This window comes from Flavobacterium praedii, assembly GCF_026810365.1.
In the GTDB taxonomy this organism is placed as follows: Bacteria; Bacteroidota; Bacteroidia; order Flavobacteriales; family Flavobacteriaceae; genus Flavobacterium; species Flavobacterium praedii.
The window spans coordinates 3,602,573-3,622,500 of sequence record NZ_CP113948.1 but is presented as its reverse complement, the minus strand read 5'-3'; the positions used below and the strand labels follow the sequence as shown (position 1 = coordinate 3,622,500).

Genomic DNA, 19,928 nt, shown 5'->3' with positions numbered 1-19,928 from the left:
GTGTCTTTCAACTAACACTAAAGCTCTAGAAAGGAGGTGTTCCAGCCGCACCTTCCGGTACGGCTACCTTGTTACGACTTAGCCCTAGTTACCAGTTTTACCCTAGGCAGCTCCTTGCGGTCACCGACTTCAGGCACCCCCAGCTTCCATGGCTTGACGGGCGGTGTGTACAAGGCCCGGGAACGTATTCACCGGATCATGGCTGATATCCGATTACTAGCGATTCCAGCTTCACGGAGTCGAGTTGCAGACTCCGATCCGAACTGTGACCGGTTTTGTAGATTCGCTCCTGGTCACCCAGTGGCTGCTCTCTGTACCGGCCATTGTAGCACGTGTGTAGCCCAAGGCGTAAGGGCCGTGATGATTTGACGTCATCCCCACCTTCCTCACAGTTTGCACTGGCAGTCTCGTTAGAGTTCCCGACATGACTCGCTGGCAACTAACAACAGGGGTTGCGCTCGTTATAGGACTTAACCTGACACCTCACGGCACGAGCTGACGACAACCATGCAGCACCTTGTAAATTGTCTTGCGAAAAAACTGTTTCCAGTCCGGTCAATCTACATTTAAGCCTTGGTAAGGTTCCTCGCGTATCATCGAATTAAACCACATGCTCCACCGCTTGTGCGGGCCCCCGTCAATTCCTTTGAGTTTCATTCTTGCGAACGTACTCCCCAGGTGGGATACTTATCACTTTCGCTTAGCCACTGAGATCGCTCCCAACAGCTAGTATCCATCGTTTACGGCGTGGACTACCAGGGTATCTAATCCTGTTCGCTACCCACGCTTTCGTCCATCAGCGTCAATCCATTAGTAGTAACCTGCCTTCGCAATTGGTATTCCATGTAATCTCTAAGCATTTCACCGCTACACTACATATTCTAGTTACTTCCTAATAATTCAAGTCTAGCAGTATCAATGGCCGTTCCACCGTTGAGCGATGGGCTTTCACCACTGACTTACTAAACCGCCTACGGACCCTTTAAACCCAATGATTCCGGATAACGCTTGGATCCTCCGTATTACCGCGGCTGCTGGCACGGAGTTAGCCGATCCTTATTCTCACAGTACCGTCAAGACATTACACGTAATGTTGTTTCTTCCTGTGCAAAAGCAGTTTACAATCCATAGGACCGTCATCCTGCACGCGGCATGGCTGGATCAGGCTTGCGCCCATTGTCCAATATTCCTCACTGCTGCCTCCCGTAGGAGTCTGGTCCGTGTCTCAGTACCAGTGTGGGGGATCTCCCTCTCAGGACCCCTACCCATCGTAGCCATGGTAAGCCGTTACCTTACCATCTAGCTAATGGGACGCATGCTCATCTTTCACCGTTGTGACTTTAATAGTGGTTTCATGCGAAACTGCTATACTATGAGGTATTAATCCAAATTTCTCTGGGCTATCCCTCTGTGAAAGGTAGATTGCATACGCGTTACGCACCCGTGCGCCGGTCTCTTGGTCCGAAAACCAATACCCCTCGACTTGCATGTGTTAAGCCTGCCGCTAGCGTTCATCCTGAGCCAGGATCAAACTCTTCATCGTATATTGTATGCTTAATTGCTTAAGCTATTATTATGCGACTCCAATTCTAGTGGTCTATTCTCAAATCTTTCGATTCTATTACTCTTATTCTTTTGTTTTAACATCTCTGTTAAAACGGCTGTCAATTCAATATGTCTAGGAACGTATTCTTATCGTTTAATCCACTTTTCGTTGTCTCTCCAAGCGGGTGCAAAACTAACAATTCTTTTTATAACTGGCAAGAAATTTTTGAAGTTTTTTTGAAAAATATTTTTCCCAGTTTCTTCTCTTTTCTTATCAGTCTTTCAACGAACGTTGCGCGTTTAGCGGGGTGCAAAAGTAACATACTCTTTTAATTCCCACAAGCTTTTTTCAATCTTTTTTGAAAATAAATTTTCTTTTGATTTTTATTACTTGTCAGTGTTTTAAAGAACTTAGTCGCTGTTGCGGGTGCAAAAGTAGACCCTTTATCCCTTTAAACAATGACTTTTTTGAGGTTTTTTTGATTTATTTTTTAATCTATTGGTATATTGTGCTTTATACAACCCCTTTTTTATCAAATCCATCGTTCTTACTGAAAATTTTAGGCCCTTTTTACGGTTTTATTACTTTTTGTGCCTTTTCAGAAGGGATTAATACCAGATGTATTGCCCTTTTTACGGCTTGTTAGTACTACTCTTTGTTCCTGGTTGTATTCGCCTGGGTTTTACTAATAGACTTTTATCACTCTTTGGGACGCGGATTTAACGGATTCGCTAATGCGAAGGCACGGAGGATCGCGGATTTATATTCCCTTCCTTAATATAAAGTGGTCTTTGTACCTCTCTATAGCTGTGTCCTATTAAAAAATACAGTTCTCGCAAAGGCGCGAAGGCGCAAAGAAAATTGTTCTAAACTTGGTGCCTTGGCATCTTGGCGAGAAAAACAAAGCTTAACTTAATCTAATTCGGCGCGGTGGGACGCGGATTTGACGGATTCGCTAATGCGAAGGCGCGGAGGAGCGCGGATTTTTATTCCCTCCTTTATATAGTGGGGCTTTTATAGCTGTGTCCTATTAAAAATATAGGTCTCGCAAAGGCGCGAAGGCGCAAAGAAAACTGTTCTAAACTTGGCGTCTTGGCGTCTTGGCGAGAAAAACAAAGCTTAACTCAATATAATTAGGCGCGGTGGGAAGCGGATTTAACGGATTCGCTAATGCGAAGGCACGGAGGAGCGCGGATTTTTATTCCCTCCTTTATATAGTGGGGCTTTTATAGCTGTATCTTATTATAGAATATAGGTCTCGCAAAGGCGCGAAGGCGCAAAGAAAACTATTCTAAACTTGACGCCTTGGCGTCTTGGCTAGAAAAACAAAGCTTAACTCAATATAATTAGGCGCGGTGGGAAGCGGATTTTATTGATTCGCTAATGCGAAGGCGCGGAGGAGCAAAGAAAACAGTTCTAAACTTGGCACCTTGGCGTCTTGGCTAGAAAAACAAAGCTTAACTTAATCTAATTCGGCGCGGTGGGACGCGGATTTGACGGATTCGCTAATGCGAAGGCGCGGAGGAGCGCGGATTTTTATTCCCTTCCTTAATATAATGTGGTCTTTGTACCTCTCTATAACTGTGTCCTATTAAAAAATATAGGTCTCGCAAAGGCGCGAAGGCGCAAAGAAAACTGTTCTAAACTTGGCGTCTTGGCGTCTTGGCGAGAAAAACAAAGCTTAACTTAATCTAATTCGGCGCGGTGGGAAGCGGATTTGACGGATTCGCTAATGCGAAGGCGCGGAGGAGCGCGGATTTTTATTCCCTTCCTTAATATAATGTGGTCTTTGTACCTCTCTATAGCTGTGTCCTATTAAAAAATACAGTTCTCGCAAAGGCGCGAAGGCGCAAATAAAACTGTTCTAAACTTGACGCCTTGGCGTCTTGACGAGAAAAACAAAGCTTAACTCAATCTAATTCGGCGCGGTGGGAAGCGGATTTTATTGATTCGCTAATGCGAAGGCACGGAGGAGCGCGGATTTTTATTCCCTTCCTTAATATAATGTGGTCTTTGTACCTCTCTATAACTGTGTCCTATTAAAAAATACAGTTCTCGCAAAGGCGCGAAGGCGCGAAGAAAACTGTTCTAAACTTGGCGCCTTTGCGTCTTTACGAGAAAAACAAAGCTTAACTCAATCTAATTCGGCGCAGTGGGAAGCGGATTTTATTGATTCGCTAATGCGAAGGCGCGGAGGAGCGCGGATTTTTATTCCCTTCCTTAATATAAGGTGGTTTTTCTAGCTCTGTATTGCTGTGTCCTATTGATAAATACAGTTCTCGCAAAGGCGCGAAGGCGCAAAGAAAACTGTTCTAAACTTGGCGTCTTGGCGTCTTGGCGAGAAAAACAAAGCTTAACTTAATCTAATTCGGTGCGGTGGGAAGCGGATTTGACGGATTCACTAATGCGAAGGCGTGGATTTTCTTTGTTTCTTCTTTACCTATATATTAGGTGTTGTTTTATTTATGAATACGATCTCATGAAAACGAATGTCCTAGCCCTGATAGTAGTGGAAATCCTTATGAGCCGGTGTTCGGCTCATAAGATTGAAGCGGATAGCAGGTTGAAGCTCCTTACCTAAACTAAGATTAATCTTTAATCAAATCGAATGGCTTTGATGGTTGAAATTTTCGTGATTATGGATAGGAGAGAATTCGCGATGCCTTTTGTAAAATAGTATCTAAACGATATTGAATATTATTTGTAGCCAGAATTCATTAACTATACTGCAATAGCGAAATGATTTCCTTGATTGAGAATTCGGCTCCACAAACAAATTCATCAGAAGCGCCGTAATATACTATTAGTGTATCATTATCTGGACTTTTGACATGACCGTTAGTAAAAACTACCTTTCCGAAGAATCCTGCCAGTTCATATTCTTCTATTGGCATCATAATGGGAACTAAGGTTCTTGCAATTACTTTTGAAGGATCTTGTAAATCCATCAAAAAAGCTCCCAGACAATACTGATTATCGCGATTAGCACCATGATATATAGAGAGCCAACCTTGCTCGGTCTTTATAGGAGAAGCTCCTGCCCCAATTCTAGAACTATCCCATGAGTTTTCTCTTGTTTTCAAGATACATTGATGATTCCCCCAATGAATACCGTCTATTGAAGAGGCTATCCAAATAAAATTCCCTCCAATCTCAAGACTACTCGGGCGATGTAAAGCAAAAAACATTCCTTTTATTTTTTCTTCAAAAATAGCGCAGTCCTTATTATGTGGAGGAAAAATCATTCCATGAGATCGAAAATTTTTCCAGTCTCTCGTTGTCCGCAAACCAACGCCAACGCCATTGGGAGACACTGCGGTATATGTTAAATAATAAACCCCATCTAGGTAGGACACTCTACAATCTTCTATTCCGAATGATTCCAAAAGACCTTGACCTATTAATGGGTAATAGCCTTCTGGTTCGATAAATTTACGACCATCTTGACTGCAAACTAATCTTAAATGAGATAAAGTTGTCAAATAATCGATTCCCTTGTACTTAATAACTCTAGCATCTTTGGCATTTAATTCCGGATCGTCAATGGGGATATTTATGATCTTGACCCCAGTTTCTGTTAAAATTGGAAATGAAATTGCATCCCCTCTTTGTTCCGGTCTTTCGGCAACACGAACAATCATCCAAATTTTACCATCAAATTGAAAAACGCCTGGATTAAGAAGACAAGCTACTTGCAAACCCTCCTGACTGGGTACTATATCTGCGGGGGATAATAATGGATTTTCAGGAAAACGTTTAGCAATATCTTTCATATACAGATACTATTTGTTTTTTATGGATCTCGATAGCTATCGGGAGGTATCGCCAGATCTTCATTGGTGCTTGCAACAGCTTCTTTCATGGCGATTTCATACCATTCTAAATTAATTTATTAAGAAATTTAAAAAACCAAAACAGCTTTCACAAATCAGCTTGAATTTATAAAACAGAATTAATGAAATTTAGATTTATTGCTTCTAACCGATTTAATCACACTAAGATACGGAGGATTTTACTAACAAGATAAATAAAACAGAAAAAGCTTTTAGAGTACAGAAACTTTTGATTGCATAAAAGAAGTCGGGTTCAAGTTCGAAAGTTGGGAATTAAGAGCAATTCCGTTACATCAAGAAAATGCTATTTTTATATTCACTCCGATTTTGCAGATTTATGCAGAAGCTGTTTTTTGGGATCCATTTTATTTTAATCGTACAAACCTTAAAAAAAAAGTAAACTCCTTACCTATTTTCATAAAAAAAAGCCCAAACGTAAGTTTGGGCTTTTGTGCGGATAATAGGACTCGAACCTACACGCCTTGCGGCACCAGATCCTAAGTCTGGCATGTCTACCAATTTCACCATATCCGCGTAATTGTGGGTGCAAAGATAATCATATCTTCCAATTTTCAAAGGTTTTTTTAAAAAAATATTCATTCTATTTTTTGTATTTTTGATGCATTAAAAAAATTTGATTCCATGGATGATATAAAATTATATGTTACAAAACACAAAGATCGCTTTATCAACGAGTTAATTGAATTATTAAAAATTCCTTCTGTAAGTGCCGACACCGCTTTTTCACAAGATGTTCTTGACACTGCAATGGCTGTAAAAGAAAGTTTAGTAAAAGCTGGATGCGATTTGGTCGAAATTTGCGAAACTGCAGGCTACCCAATTGTCTATGGAGAGAAAACAATCGATCCAAAATTACCTACTGTTTTGGTTTACGGCCACTATGATGTTCAACCTGCAGATCCAATAGAACTTTGGACTTCCCCACCATTTGAACCAATCATAAAAGAAACCGAGATACATCCAGAAGGCGCTATTTTTGCGCGCGGAGCTTGTGATGACAAAGGTCAAATGTACATGCATGTAAAAGCTTTTGAATATATGATCCAGACTAATTCATTGCCTTGCAACGTGAAATTCATGATTGAAGGTGAAGAAGAAGTTGGAAGTGTCAACCTTAAAACCTTTGTAGAAAACAACACTGAAAAACTTAGAAACGATGTGATTTTAATTTCAGACACTGGAATGATCTCCAATCAGCAACCATCTATCACTACGGGTCTTCGTGGTTTGAGCTATGTAGAAGTTGAAGTTACAGGGCCAAATCGTGATTTACACTCTGGACTATATGGAGGTGCCGTTGCTAATCCAATTAACGTTTTGGCAAAAATGATTGCTTCTTTACATGATGAAAACAACCACATTACCATTCCAGGATTTTATTATAATGTAGAAGAATTATCTCTGGAAGAAAGAGCAGAGATGGCCAAAGCACCGTTTAGTCTTGAAAACTACAAAAAAGCATTGAACCTAAACGATATTTATGGAGAAAGCGGCTATGTGACCAACGAAAGAAACTCAATTCGCCCAACATTGGATGTAAACGGAATTTGGGGAGGCTATACAGGAGAAGGTGCAAAAACAGTAATAGCAAGTAAGGCTTTCGCCAAAATCTCGATGCGATTAGTACCCAACCAAGATTGGGAAGTCATCACTGACTTGTTCACCAAACATTTCATCAATATTGCTCCCGCGGGAGTTACCGTAAAAGTTACTCCTCATCACGGAGGTCAGGGCTATGTGACTCCAATAGATAGCATCGGTTACAAAGCAGCCAATATGGCTTACACCGAAACCTTTGGTGTTCCCGCAATTCCGGTACGTTCAGGAGGAAGTATTCCTATTGTTGCCTTGTTCGAAAAAGAGCTGAAAAGCAAAACAATACTTATGGGATTTGGTCTTGACAGTGATGCCATTCACTCACCAAACGAACATTTTGGAATTTTCAATTATCTGAAAGGGATTGAAACCATTCCGTTATTTTACAAATATTTTGTGGAGCTATGCAAATAAAACTTCTTCAGTACTAACTAAATCCGTTCCCAGTGAGCGGATTTTTTTTGCACTTTACTCAAAATAACTTTGATTTTAATTGGGAGCAATTTCCTGCTATTCGTTACAATCTTATGAGTCTCGTTAAAAAAAAACGAGACTCATAAGGATTTTCACTTCTATCAGGGCTAGGGCTTTTCGAATCCATAAGATATTGATATTTAAAATTAAAATACACAAACGATAGATATTTTATGAAAAAAAAACATTCAAAAAATTTTGCTGAATTATTTTTTATTCTACATTTGTAGAGTATCATCTATTTCTGTAGAGCAAAATCAATTCATGAAACACTTATTCATTACTTTATGTTTTATATTTAGCCTTATTGGATGCAAAACAGCTCCCATCAATCAAAAGGTAAACAAGAAAAGAGAAGGGCTTTGGATTGAACAATATTCAATTGACAGCACACAATACAAATCGGTTGGAAAGTATAAAAATGATGATCCCATAAAAAAGTGGCGTTATTACTTAAATGGAAAAATTATCAAAAGAGAAAAATACAAGGGAACCATTTGCAAAACAAAAACCTATTTTGAAAACGGAAAAATTCAATCAAAAGGACATACCAAAACAACCACAAATAATATTGAAATTCATTGGTTTTATGATGGAATTTGGAATTTCTACAATGAAAAAGGAAAACCAACTATTGTAAAAAAATACAATAATGGAGAATTAATTTCCGAAGTAGAACTGATTCAATAATTACAATTTCAAAGGCAATGGCAATTTCAATTATAAATATAAAAAAATAAAACATGCAACTATCCAACTCCGAAGAGCAATTAATGGAACATCTTTGGCAACTCGAGAAAGCTTTTATGAAAAACTTGCTTGAAGCTTACTCAGAACCCAAACCCGCAACAACAACAGTTGCCACTTTACTAAAGAGAATGATTGACAAGAAATTCGTTGCTTATAACGAATTTGGAAACTCAAGACAATATTATCCATTGGTCAAAAAAACCGATTATTTCTCGAAACACGTAAACGGATTGATTAGCAATTTCTTTAACAATTCGGCTTCTCAATTTGCTTCATTCTTTACCACCGAAACCAATTTATCAGCATCAGAATTGGAAGAACTCAAGAAAATAATTGATAGTGAAATTCAAAAAAAGAAAAAATGATAGATTTTCTACTTAAATCCACACTAAGTTTATTCGTGCTACTTGCTGTTTATCAATTCATATTGGCAAAAGAAAAGATGCATCGCTTCAATAGGTTTTATTTACTATTTAGTATTGCTTTATCTTTCGCACTGCCATTCATTACAATTGAAATAGCAACCGAAATTATAAAGGCTGCGAAAAATCCAACAAGTATTCTGTTTTCACAAGGAAACTCACAAATAATAAAAGAAACAAATTATACCACTTATTGGCTTTGGATAATTTACGGAATAATTACACTGTTTTTGTGTATTCGATTCATTAGGAATATTCTAAAAATCACTGCCAAAATAAAAACGAATACAACGCTAGATTATCATAATGCCAAACTCGTTTTGATACCAGAAAAAACACTTCCATATACTTTTCTTAATTATATCTTCATTAATGAAACTGATTATAACAACAGAAACATCGAAGCTGAATTATATGCTCATGAACTTACACATGTAAGGCAGATTCACACTTTGGACGTTCTATTAATCGAATTTTTGAAAACAATATTTTGGTTTAACCCGATTTTCATTTTTTATAAAAAAGCCATTCAACTCAACCATGAATTCTTGGCCGATGAATTTGTGATACGCTCTTATGAAAACATTCCGTTTTATCAATCTTTACTGGTATCCAAAGCAAATGTAAAGCAGCCTCTTCTTTTAGTTAGCAACTTAACCTTTTTAGCGACCAAAAAAAGACTTCTTATGATGACAAAAAGCACAACACAAACCGAAGCCATTCTAAAACAAATCGCTTTAATTCCAGTTTTCGGTGCTGTTTTCTATTGTATTTCAATTAAAACTGTGGCTAGAGAAAACCCATCCATACATTTAGTTCAGACTAAAAACAGCATTTCCAAAAATGAAATTCAAAAAGAAAAACTTACAATTAAAAAAGAATCTCTTCAAGAAACAAATACATTAAATCCAACTATAATAGAAAAAAATATAGCCCAAAAAAATCAAATTATAGATTCTATTAATACTGAAGCCAATCCTATAACGGAGATAACACAACCAGAATTTCCAGGAGGAGTTTTAGAATTTTATAAATTTATTGGCACCAATTTTAAAGTCCCTGCAGAATTAAAAACTGGTGGTAAAGTTTTTTTGACTTTTATAGTAGAAAAAGACGGAACACTTTCTGAATTCGAGGTTCTAAAGGATATGGGTTTTGGAACTGCGGATGAAGCTATTCGAGTATTAAAATTATCTCCAAAATGGATACCAGGAAAAGAAAAAAATGAGATGGTAAGGGTAAAATACAGTTTGCCAATTCAGATGGAACCAGAAAACAAATAGATAATAGCAACAAATCCGCCTCTTTCGGAGCGGATTTGAATAAAAAAAATCTAAAAAAAAATCTAAAAAAAATTAAAAAAAACCTTAACTAAAAACTTTATCGGGATTGTATCCCACATAGGGCATGTCCTGCTCATGGAACAGCACACCATATTCTTCCAATTCTTTCAAAATTGGCTGATATACTTCTTTTCGAATAGGAAGTTGCACACCTGGTGTTTTTATTTTTCCATTTAATATCAACAAAGTAGCCATCGCTACCGGCAATCCCACTGTTTTTGCCATTGCAGTATAGGTTTGATCATCGCCAATGCAAACCATTTTGGAATCAATTTGTTTTTCTTCTCCATTAAGAACGTATCCAAATTTGTGATACATTACAATCATATCCTTATCATTGGGCTGTAACGACCAACTTTCGGCTAATATTTTTTCAAGAATCTGAGCAGGTGTAGCATCTTTTAACCCTACTTTTTTATTGCGATTGAATAAATCCAATTCCAATAGCTTATCCCACATGATATCATCTTGATCAATTTTTAGAATCAAACGCATTTTAATTTCGACGGAATCAGTTGGATGGTAAGGCAGAAAGGAATTTACAAATTGTCTGTAAGTCATATTCTCCGTGTTTTCCATACTATAACTATCATCTGTCATTCCTAATTGAACAAACATATTCCAAGCTTTGGAAAAACCAACTCTACGAATAGTTCCTCTATATAAGGTAAGCACATCATCAAGGCCGTAAACACTTCTATATTTCAGTGAATCCCTGTTCGAATACGCTTCAAATTTACCGTACCCTTCTACTTCTAAAAACTCTGTTCTTCGAAACAAACTCGTATAAGGGATGTATTTATAAGCCCCTTCCTGAATAAATTTTGCTGCACCGCCTTGTCCAGCAAGCACAACATTTCTTGGTGCCCAAGTAAATTTGTAATTCCAAAGATTAGTATCCGATTCAGGAGCTACAAGACCACCACAAAAAGATTCAAACAAAAGCATTTTTCCACCTTGATCCCTAATTTCATCAATTACTTTCATCGCACTCATATGATCAATTCCAGGATCAAGTCCAATTTCATTCATAAAAATTAGGCCGTTTGCTTTGGCTTGTTCATCCAATTCTTGCATCGTATCACTTATATAGGATGCAGTAACCAGATGTTTTTTATAAACAATACAATCTTTAGCTACTTCTATATGGAGGTGAGCGGGCAACATCGAAATTACTATAGTTGCGTTTTGAATGGCTTTCCCCCTTTGCTCCTTATCTAATATATCCAAAGCAATAGGAGTAGCATTCGGATGATTTTTTGTCTTTTTTTCGGCTAAAGCCAAAGATAAATCAGCAATTACAAGATGCAAATTTTCTGATTCCGATTTATTCAAAAGATATTGAATCAAAGAAGAAGCCGATCTTCCTGCACCAATAATAAGAATTGTTCTCATGAGTTGTCTTTATTTTACAATCGCGATTAAAAGATTCTGCCATTAAATAAAAAGCGGATATTTTTATCTTTATTTAAAATTGTATTATTCGTAATGAAATACATAATTATAACACAAACATACAATATTGTTGTATTTATAACAAGTTGTTTTTGAAAAAACATTTTAAATAAAATTTAGTTTTTCTTAAAAACGAATAAAACCTAAGTAAATTATGCAATAATGTTTAAAAAAAATACGTTCAAAGTTCAGCCATAAATTCTTTTTCTTTAAAAATAATAGAATACTTTTGTCTAAGAAAAATACATAAAAAATGGATAAAAAAATAGTTACAACAGCCGCACTATTTGGAATGGTTGCTATAATATTAGGTGCTTTTGGAGCACATGCCCTAAAAAAAGTACTGTCTGTAGAACAACTCACCACTTTTGAGACGGGTGTACGGTATCAAATGTACCATGCTTTATTTTTATTATTTATTGGAACGACTACGATAATCAATCAAAAAATCAAAAAAAGAATCTATAATTTAGTTGTTTATGGAGTGATTTTTTTTTCTGTCTCTATTTATTTCCTTGCGACCAACTCTTTGACCCATATTGACTTCAAAATGATGGGTTTCATTACTCCTGTTGGTGGTTTATTTCTTATTTCAGCATGGTTTGTTTTAATATTTGACTTAATAGCGCCTAAAAAAAAGAAAAATAATATTTAAATAGAATAAAAAAATAATTATACTTTTGCAGTGAAATAAACAACACTCAAAAATATTTATTTTTATGGACAACTACGCCTTAATTGCGAAATCGATTTCGTTAAAAGAATTGGGAATTGAAAATGCAACGATTCAATATCAGCTGACTCCAAATGAGTTACAAGACATTACTATTCAAACTGGACAAGGAGTTGAAAATTCTACTGGAGCTTTAGCAGTTCTTACAGGAGAATTTACTGGACGCTCTCCACAAGACCGTTTTATTGTTAAAGATAGCATCACCCAAGACAAAGTATGGTGGGGTAAAGTAAATATTCCGTTTGAGCCTACAGCATTTGATGCTTTATACAAAAAAGTGACTACGTACTTATCAAACAAAGAAGTATTTGTAAGAGATGCTTATGTTTGCGCAGACACCAATTACAAATTAAATGTGCGTGTGGTAACAGAAACTGCCTGGGCCAATTTGTTTTGTCACAATATGTTTTTGAGACTTACAAAAGAAGAGCTAGAGCATTTTACTCCTGAGTGGACCGTAATTTGTGCAGCTGGTTTTGTTGCAGATCCAGTAATCGACGGAACACGTCAAGGCAATTTTGCTATTTTAGATTTCACAAAAAAGATTGCTTTAATTGGTGGTACAGGATATACCGGAGAAATGAAAAAAGGGATTTTTTCGGCTTTGAACTTTATTTTACCAGTTTTCAAAAATACATTGCCAATGCATTGTAGCGCTAATGTTGGAAAAAATGGAGATACAGCCATCTTTTTTGGTTTATCAGGAACAGGGAAAACAACTTTATCTGCAGATCCTGAGAGAAAATTAATTGGTGATGATGAGCATGGATGGACAAATGAGAATACCGTTTTCAATTTTGAAGGAGGCTGTTATGCCAAAGTAATCAATCTTACTGAGGAGAACGAACCTGATATTTTTAGAGCTATCAAAAAAGGAGCCATTCTTGAAAATATTGTTTTCAAATCAGGAACCAATGAAGTTGATTTTGAAGATGTTTCCATCACGCAAAACACAAGAGTTAGCTACCCTATCGAGCATATTGATAACATTCAACCAGGATCTATTGGGGAAAACCCAAAAAACATATTTTTCTTAACGGCAGATGCTTATGGAATTTTACCTCCAATTTCAAAATTAACTGCTGGACAAGCGGCCTATCATTTTATATCTGGATATACCGCAAAAGTAGCTGGAACTGAAGCAGGAGTTACTGAACCTCAACCCAATTTTTCAGCTTGTTTTGGTGCTCCATTCATGCCACTGCATCCAACAAAATATGCCGAAATGTTGAGCAAAAAAATGAAAGATGCCAATGTAAAAGTTTGGCTTATCAATACAGGATGGACTGGCGGCCCTTATGGTACAGGAAGTAGAATGAAATTGAAATACACTCGTGCCATGATTACTGCAGCTTTAAATGGAGAATTGGATACTGTTGAATTTGTAAATCATGACGTATTTGGAATTGCTATTCCACAAGCTTGTCCAAATGTTCCAATCGAAATTTTAAATCCTAGAAATACTTGGGAAGACAAGGAATTATACGATAAAAAAGCCAGTGAACTGGCTCAAAAATTTGAAGAGAATTTTGCTAAATTTAAAGAATTCGCCAATGCCGAAATTTTGGCTGGTGCGCCGATTGCCTAAGTTTATTATTAATTTATTAAAAGAGCTGTTCGTTACTGAACAGCTCTTTTTTTTTTTTGAATTAAAAATATAACCAAAAACAAATCAACATTTTAGGTCTATATTAACTTTTTGGCCTTAAATTTGCATCATCAATCAAAAATCAAATCAATCATGTTAAAACAATTTTTCATCCTCTGCTCAGGGGCCGACAAGAAGCTACTTGAAGGCTGCTCTGATGGCGAACAAACCAAATTTGTTGGTATTGGTGCCACTGTTTTTTTTACTGCTGTAATGGCTTTTATTGCCAGCGCTTATGCCCTTTTTACCGTTTTTGACAACGTTGTTCCCGCTTTACTTTTTGGCTTTGTATGGAGTTTACTCATTTTTAATCTAGATCGTTTTATTGTCTCCACTATTCGAAAAAGAGATAGTTTTGCCAATGAGTTTCTGCAAGCTACTCCACGAATTATATTGGCTTTCATCATTGCTATTGTGATTTCAAAACCTTTGGAAATCAAAATTTTTGAAAAAGAAATCAATACGGTTTTATTAAAAGAAAAAAATGCGATGGCCTTAAACAACAAAAAAGAAGTCGCTAACTATTTTCAATCGGATTTAGCCAAGAACAAAACCGAAATTACAAGTCTAAAAGCAGAAATCATAGCAAAAGAAAAGGAAGTAAACACACTCTATGAAACCTACATTAAGGAAGCTGAAGGAACTGCCGGTACAAAAAAACTAGGCAAAGGCCCCGTTTTTAAAGAAAAAATAGCCAAACACGATTTGGCAAAAAATGAATTGGATACCATTCGGAAAAACAATTTGGCCAAAATTGCTGTTTTGGAAAAAGGAACTAAAACTTTGCAAACCGATTTGGACAAAAAAGTAACTGAAACGCAACCTATCATTGATGGATTTGATGGATTGATGGCTCGAATAAATGCCTTGAATAAATTGCCTTGGCTTCCTTCCTTTTTTATTATGCTATTGTTTTTGGCAATAGAAACCTCTCCTATTATTGCAAAATTACTATCCCCAAGAGGAGAATATGATTATAAATTGGAAGACTTAGAAACGGCACTCAAAGCTACTATCGAACAAGACAAATACCAACGTCAGCTCTTAATAAAAACCAGTGCAACGATGCATGATAAAGTTTATGCTGATATTGCCGAAGATAAACAGCTTTATAATTTGCAAAGAAAGAATGCAACCGAATTATTAGAGCAGCAATCGAATAATTTTGTGGAGAAGCAAATGAAAACATTATAATTAAGTAAGCCTTTCAGCATTAACTGAAAGGCTTTTTTTTATTGATCAAAATCAAGTTAGGGCAAAAATGCAAATCCTTTTTTAGTTTTCCAAAGAAAATATTTTTCGAGTAAGACTTTATTAAAATCATACAGAATATTAGGAATCATAATTGCAAAAGAACGCGGTTTAAACAAAGAACTGGATATTATAAGTACTTCTTTTTTTCCAGCATCCATTATACAAAGTCCAGGAATTCGTCCCCAAGATTTTTTTACCAAATCTGTTCTTCCTTTGGTAGTACGTATAATATTCTCTGCTACAATTTTTCCGGTTTCATCAGATGGGTAGCCTGTTTTTGGAGAACCAAACGGTATGCTTTTTGGGGTAAAAGGCAACTTTACATCAACAGCAATTCCTGCTGCCCAAACGTTTGGAACATATAGATGTTTATAATCGTCTCCAATCGGAATATAGCCTGCTGGAGTAGCTTTAAGATCTAGTGAATTTGTAACAAACTCAACACCTATAAAGGGCGGCATAAGCATAGTGAAATTACTGGGTACTATTTCACCCGTAGACAATTCTACTCCATCAGCAAAAACTTCTTTTACACCGACTTCTGTTCTGTAGTGAATATTGAACATTTTCATAAAAGTTTTGAGCATGGTTTCACCCATTGGCATTCCTCCTATTCCAAAATGTCCCAAATAATCTTCGGGAGTAATCCAATACAAATCGACTTTTTTGCGAATATTTTGTTCCCGTAACCATTTTTCGATATTGAATAAAAATTCATAAGCAGCTCCCATACAACCTGCATTTTGAGTAGCACCAATTACAATAGGCCCTGGGTTTTTCTTGAATTCCTCCAAGGTAGTTCGAATTTTCATTGCCCCGTTTGGAGTACCTATATAATGAGCAAATTCTTCAACTCCTGGTGCGATATCATATTTCACTTTTGGCCCTGTGGCCACTACTAAATTATCGTATTTAAAATCCCCTTTGGTTGTAGACACCGTTTGGGTTGTAGTATCAACTTTTAGGGCTTCTGCGTGAACAAAATCAACACCTTTTTTCTTTAATACTTCTTCTTTTTTAAAAGAAATATCTTTTATTTCTCTTCTTCCAAAAGGCACCCAAATAAGGGATGGAATAAATAAAAACAAAGGGGATTTGTCTATCAAAATTACTTTGTGCTCTTCTCTGCCTTTTCTTTTTATTTCGAGTGCTGCCGTCATTCCAGCAAAGCTCCCTCCTACTACTACTGTCGTTGTCATAATTTTAAATTTTATAGTGTAAAGTTAAATTCACAAAATAATTTAAACAGTAACAATTATCACACAAGACCAAAAAAAACCCGACATGTATGAAGTGTCGGGTTGATTTATTTTTTTTGTAATAGACTACATATAACTCAAAATCTCTTTTTTGAAGGCATCGTATTCGCCTTGTAAAATTAAACCATTATCGAGTAACTTTTTATAGTTTTGAAGCTTTGCAAAAAGTTCGTCTTGTGTCAATTCACTTGGCCTTTTTTCGGTTGAAGTGAAGGTATTGTCAATTATAGGCTCCGCATAATTTGAAACTACTGGCATAATTTCGGCATAATCCGTAATTTCTTCTGTTTCCATTTCTTCAATCATTTCAGACTCTTCAATTAATGTCGGAGCAATTTCTTCGGTAACAGGCGAAACAGAATTTGTATGATTTTTTAAAATATCCAATTGCTCTTTGGCATATGTAAATATTTTACGGGCTTGAATCTTCGGAATATAATCAATCGAAACTTGCATATCGGTTTTGGTCGAAAAAGAAAATTCTGACCCAAGAATATTTTCTTTGACAAAAGTCCCTTCAATATCATCCCATGTGTAATCAATAAAATTCATAGACAAGCCCAAATTTTTAGGCTGACAGATAATTATTCTTTTATTGGTCATTACAATACTGTCTGGAAGAACGGTCAATGCAGGTTTTTTTTGCACAGCAATATATCCAACTTCCTCATTTTTCATTAAAATATCCTTCAATTTTGATGTAACTTTCTCAATTGCTTTTGGATCTTGTTCTTCGTTTAAAAACTTTTTAATTTGTTCTTTCATTAGTAAAAAATGTTTTTTTATTTATAACCCCACGAAAATTATCGAGAGAATTTTTTTTGAATTCCAGATGCACTTTATCAAATTTTTTTATAACCTTTTAATAGTGTGCAGAATATATTTTAAAATATATTTTTAATTCTTATCTTCACTACAAAAGTAATGTCTATTTTCTAATTCGACACAATAATTTGAAATTCTCAGACTAAAAAAACCATTTTTAGCTATTAAATGTCATTTTATATCGACTAAATACCGTTTTTTTTGTTATAAAACAGAAAAGCTTTACTTTTATTTCATACCTTTAATTGATGAAAGTAAATAAAAAACGCTATGAGTCTAATAAAAATATTTCTAATTGAAGACGATGCTTTTTTTGGTGAAACCTTAAAATACCATTTAAAGTTAAATCCAGATTTTGAAGTTCATCTTTTTTACTCAGGAAAAGAGTGTTTAAGTCATTTGTATTTAAAGCCCGATATTATTTGTTTGGACTTTGGTTTGCCGGACATTTCTGGAGATTTGCTTTTAAAAAAAATAAAGGAAATCAATAATTCGATTCCAATAATAATCATAAGTGGACAAGAAGATATTGAAGTAGCTGTCGAATTCTTAAAATCTGGAGCTGACGATTATATTGTAAAAAACAACCACACCAAAGACTTGTTGTGGAACTCGATTATTAAAATTAAAGGGAATCTAAACTTAGTTCATGAAGTTGAAGTACTCAAAGAAAAATTAGAACAGAAGTTTAGTTTTGAAAAAACAATTATTGGTCAAAGTGAAGCTATAAAAAGTGTTTTTAATAAAATAAACAAGTCTATCAATACCAATATAAATGTTTCGATAACTGGAGAAACCGGAACAGGTAAAGAAGTAGTTGCCAAAGCCATACATTATAATTCCGAATTAAAAAGCAAGCCTTTTATTGCGGTAAACATGGCCGCCATTCCAAAAGAATTAGTAGAAAGTGAATTTTTTGGACATGAAAAAGGAGCTTTCACGGGTGCTGATACTAGACGTATTGGAAAATTTGAACAAGCCGATGGAGGCACTATTTTTTTGGATGAAATAGCCGAATTGGATTTGAATCTTCAAAGTAAGTTACTTCGAGTTTTACAAGAAAGAGAAGTGGTACGATTAGGTGGATCCACAAAAATAAAATTCAATGCAAGGTTAATTATTGCAACTCATAAAGATTTGGCTCAAGAGGTCAAAAAAGGAACTTTTAGAGAAGATTTATATTATAGAATTATAGGATTACCCATTGAGTTGCCACCTCTAAGAGAACGAGGAAATGATACCTTGCTATTGGCAAAGCATTTTATTGATTTATTTGTAAAAGATAATAAAATGAAACCAATTATACTATCTAAAGAAGCAAAGGATAAATTATTGAAATATCCTTTTCCGGGAAATATTCGCGAATTGAAGTCGGTTATAGATCTAGCTTGTGTAATGTGTGAATCAAATGAAATTCTTGCCGATGATTTTTCATTTAACAGTATTCATGATACCGATTTTTTTCTTTCGGAAGAGAAAACACTAAAAGAATATAATGCTGAAATAATAATGCACTACCTAAAAAAGAATAACAATGATGTTTTAAAAACGGCAAAAAAACTAGACATAGGTAAATCAACCATTTACAATTTAATTCAGTCTTTGGATTTAAAAAAATAAAACATATGAAAGTAGCAGCATCACTTTATAAAGAAAATTCATTTGTTGAAGGAAAAAATAAAGAAAATTTAATTTTGGATCAAGCACATTTAGTCCTTGGATTCGGGTCACGTGACTTGATATCGAATCCAAATTCATTTGAAGCCATAAAAAATATCTTTCCAAAAGCAGAAATACTTTTATGTTCCTCCTCTGGAGAAATTTATGACAATGAAGTTATTGACAATACCATTTCAATTACGGCCCTATCATTTTCAACAACCAAAATAAAAACAACCGAAGTAGATATTCATGATTTTTCAAGCAGCTTTGAAGCAGGTTCATCCTTAATAAAGACTTTCCCCCAAGAAGATTTAAAGCTTGTGTTTGTGCTTTCTGATGGAGGAAAAGTAAATGGCAGTGAACTAGTAAAAGGGATGAATCATACCAAAAAGGAATCCGTATTAATTACTGGAGGATTAGCTGGAGATAGTGCCAAATTTGAAAAAACGTATGTAGGCTTAAATAAAGTGCCAGAAATAGGCAAAATTATTGCAGTTGGTTTGTATGGCTCCCAACTGGAAGTATCTCATGGATCTCTTGGGGGTTGGGAAAGTTTTGGACTCGAAAGAACTGTTACAAAAGCAACCGATAATGTGCTATTTGAGATAGACGGCAAAAATGCGCTTGATTTGTATAAAACCTACTTGGGCAAATATGCTGATGAACTACCAGGGTCTGCATTATTATTTCCTTTATCCATAAAATTAAATGAAAGTGAAGATCCAATTGTACGTACCATATTATCTATTGACGAAAAAAATCAGTCGATGACTTTTGCAGGTGACATTCCTTTAGGAAGTAAAGTTCGTTTTATGAAAGCCAATTTTGATCGTTTGATTGATGCTGCTAGCGATGCTGCTTCTACTTGTTTAAAAATGAATACGAGTAATCCAAAATTGGCAATCTTAATAAGTTGTGTAGGAAGAAAACTCATATTAAGCAATAGAACCGAAGAAGAAATTGAAGCCGTTTCGGAAATATTTGGAGACAAAACCCTACTCACTGGTTTCTATTCCTATGGTGAAATTTCGCCTCTCAAACCAATGGCTAATTGTGAATTACACAATCAAACCATGACTATTACATGTTTAAACGAAATCGATTAAG

At 35.6% G+C, this 19,928-nt stretch carries 13 protein-coding genes, 1 tRNA gene and 1 rRNA gene; 9 read left to right on the top strand and 6 right to left on the bottom strand.

Annotated elements, in window-relative coordinates; genetic code table 11:
- Positions 1 to 29: 29 nt before the first annotated feature.
- From OYT91_RS15355 to OYT91_RS15345, 3 genes are all read right to left on the bottom strand, one after another.
- Positions 30 to 1,543 (bottom strand): 16S ribosomal RNA (locus OYT91_RS15355).
- Between the two features lie 2,720 nt (positions 1,544 to 4,263).
- On the bottom strand, positions 4,264 to 5,319 hold the full coding sequence (locus OYT91_RS15350; RefSeq protein WP_281238658.1) for a glycoside hydrolase family 130 protein: 1,056 nt from the start codon (positions 5,317 to 5,319) through the stop codon (positions 4,264 to 4,266).
- 512 nt (positions 5,320 to 5,831) lie between these two features.
- A tRNA-Leu gene (locus tag OYT91_RS15345) sits at positions 5,832 to 5,913 on the bottom strand.
- Positions 5,914 to 6,021: 108 nt separating this feature from the next.
- On the opposite strand from OYT91_RS15345, the gene OYT91_RS15340 reads away from it, so the two are divergent.
- The 4 genes from OYT91_RS15340 (at position 6,022) to OYT91_RS15325 (ending at position 9,925) form a co-directional block, all read left to right on the top strand.
- Positions 6,022 to 7,410 carry a dipeptidase gene (locus tag OYT91_RS15340; protein ID WP_281238657.1) on the top strand — a complete coding sequence of 463 codons (1,389 nt, stop codon included), beginning with the start codon at positions 6,022 to 6,024 and terminating at the stop codon, positions 7,408 to 7,410.
- A gap of 324 nt (positions 7,411 to 7,734) precedes the next feature.
- The gene (locus OYT91_RS15335; RefSeq protein WP_269224056.1) at positions 7,735 to 8,160 is read left to right on the top strand and encodes a toxin-antitoxin system YwqK family antitoxin; all 426 of its coding nucleotides are present in this window, start codon (positions 7,735 to 7,737) and stop codon (positions 8,158 to 8,160) included.
- 53 nt (positions 8,161 to 8,213) lie between these two features.
- A complete protein-coding gene (locus OYT91_RS15330) occupies positions 8,214 to 8,585 on the top strand; it encodes a BlaI/MecI/CopY family transcriptional regulator (RefSeq protein WP_281238656.1) in 372 nt (123 codons plus the stop codon).
- The gene (locus OYT91_RS15325) at positions 8,582 to 9,925 is read left to right on the top strand and encodes a M56 family metallopeptidase (RefSeq protein WP_281238655.1); all 1,344 of its coding nucleotides are present in this window, start codon (positions 8,582 to 8,584) and stop codon (positions 9,923 to 9,925) included. The genes OYT91_RS15330 and OYT91_RS15325 overlap by 4 nt, the downstream gene beginning before the upstream one ends.
- 84 nt (positions 9,926 to 10,009) lie before the next feature.
- Here OYT91_RS15325 and OYT91_RS15320 read toward each other — a convergent pair whose 3' ends face one another.
- Entirely contained in the window at positions 10,010 to 11,380 is a 1,371-nt protein-coding gene (locus tag OYT91_RS15320; RefSeq protein WP_281238654.1) for a saccharopine dehydrogenase family protein, read from the bottom strand.
- 313 nt (positions 11,381 to 11,693) lie between these two features.
- On the opposite strand from OYT91_RS15320, the gene OYT91_RS15315 reads away from it, so the two are divergent.
- From OYT91_RS15315 to OYT91_RS15305, 3 genes are all read left to right on the top strand, one after another.
- On the top strand, positions 11,694 to 12,095 hold the full coding sequence (locus tag OYT91_RS15315; RefSeq protein ID WP_281238653.1) for a DUF423 domain-containing protein: 402 nt from the start codon (positions 11,694 to 11,696) through the stop codon (positions 12,093 to 12,095).
- A 64-nt stretch (positions 12,096 to 12,159) separates the two neighbouring features.
- Positions 12,160 to 13,761 (top strand): phosphoenolpyruvate carboxykinase (ATP), encoded by a 1,602-nt coding sequence (pckA, locus tag OYT91_RS15310; RefSeq protein WP_281238652.1) that lies wholly within the window; start codon positions 12,160 to 12,162, stop codon positions 13,759 to 13,761.
- A 153-nt stretch (positions 13,762 to 13,914) separates the two neighbouring features.
- The gene (locus tag OYT91_RS15305) at positions 13,915 to 15,015 is read left to right on the top strand and encodes a DUF4407 domain-containing protein (protein WP_281238651.1); all 1,101 of its coding nucleotides are present in this window, start codon (positions 13,915 to 13,917) and stop codon (positions 15,013 to 15,015) included.
- Between the two features lie 56 nt (positions 15,016 to 15,071).
- On the opposite strand, the gene OYT91_RS15300 is transcribed toward OYT91_RS15305, so the two are convergent.
- Entirely contained in the window at positions 15,072 to 16,274 is a 1,203-nt protein-coding gene (locus OYT91_RS15300) for an NAD(P)/FAD-dependent oxidoreductase (RefSeq protein ID WP_281238650.1), read from the bottom strand.
- Between the two features lie 126 nt (positions 16,275 to 16,400).
- Positions 16,401 to 17,099 (bottom strand): PH domain-containing protein, encoded by a 699-nt coding sequence (locus OYT91_RS15295; protein WP_281238649.1) that lies wholly within the window; start codon positions 17,097 to 17,099, stop codon positions 16,401 to 16,403.
- Between the two features lie 330 nt (positions 17,100 to 17,429).
- On the opposite strand from OYT91_RS15295, the gene OYT91_RS15290 reads away from it, so the two are divergent.
- Both OYT91_RS15290 and OYT91_RS15285 read left to right on the top strand, forming a co-directional pair.
- The gene (locus OYT91_RS15290) at positions 17,430 to 18,779 is read left to right on the top strand and encodes a sigma-54-dependent transcriptional regulator (RefSeq protein ID WP_281238648.1); all 1,350 of its coding nucleotides are present in this window, start codon (positions 17,430 to 17,432) and stop codon (positions 18,777 to 18,779) included.
- 5 nt (positions 18,780 to 18,784) lie between these two features.
- The gene (locus tag OYT91_RS15285) at positions 18,785 to 19,927 is read left to right on the top strand and encodes an FIST signal transduction protein (RefSeq protein WP_281238647.1); all 1,143 of its coding nucleotides are present in this window, start codon (positions 18,785 to 18,787) and stop codon (positions 19,925 to 19,927) included.
- Position 19,928 lies beyond the last annotated feature (1 nt).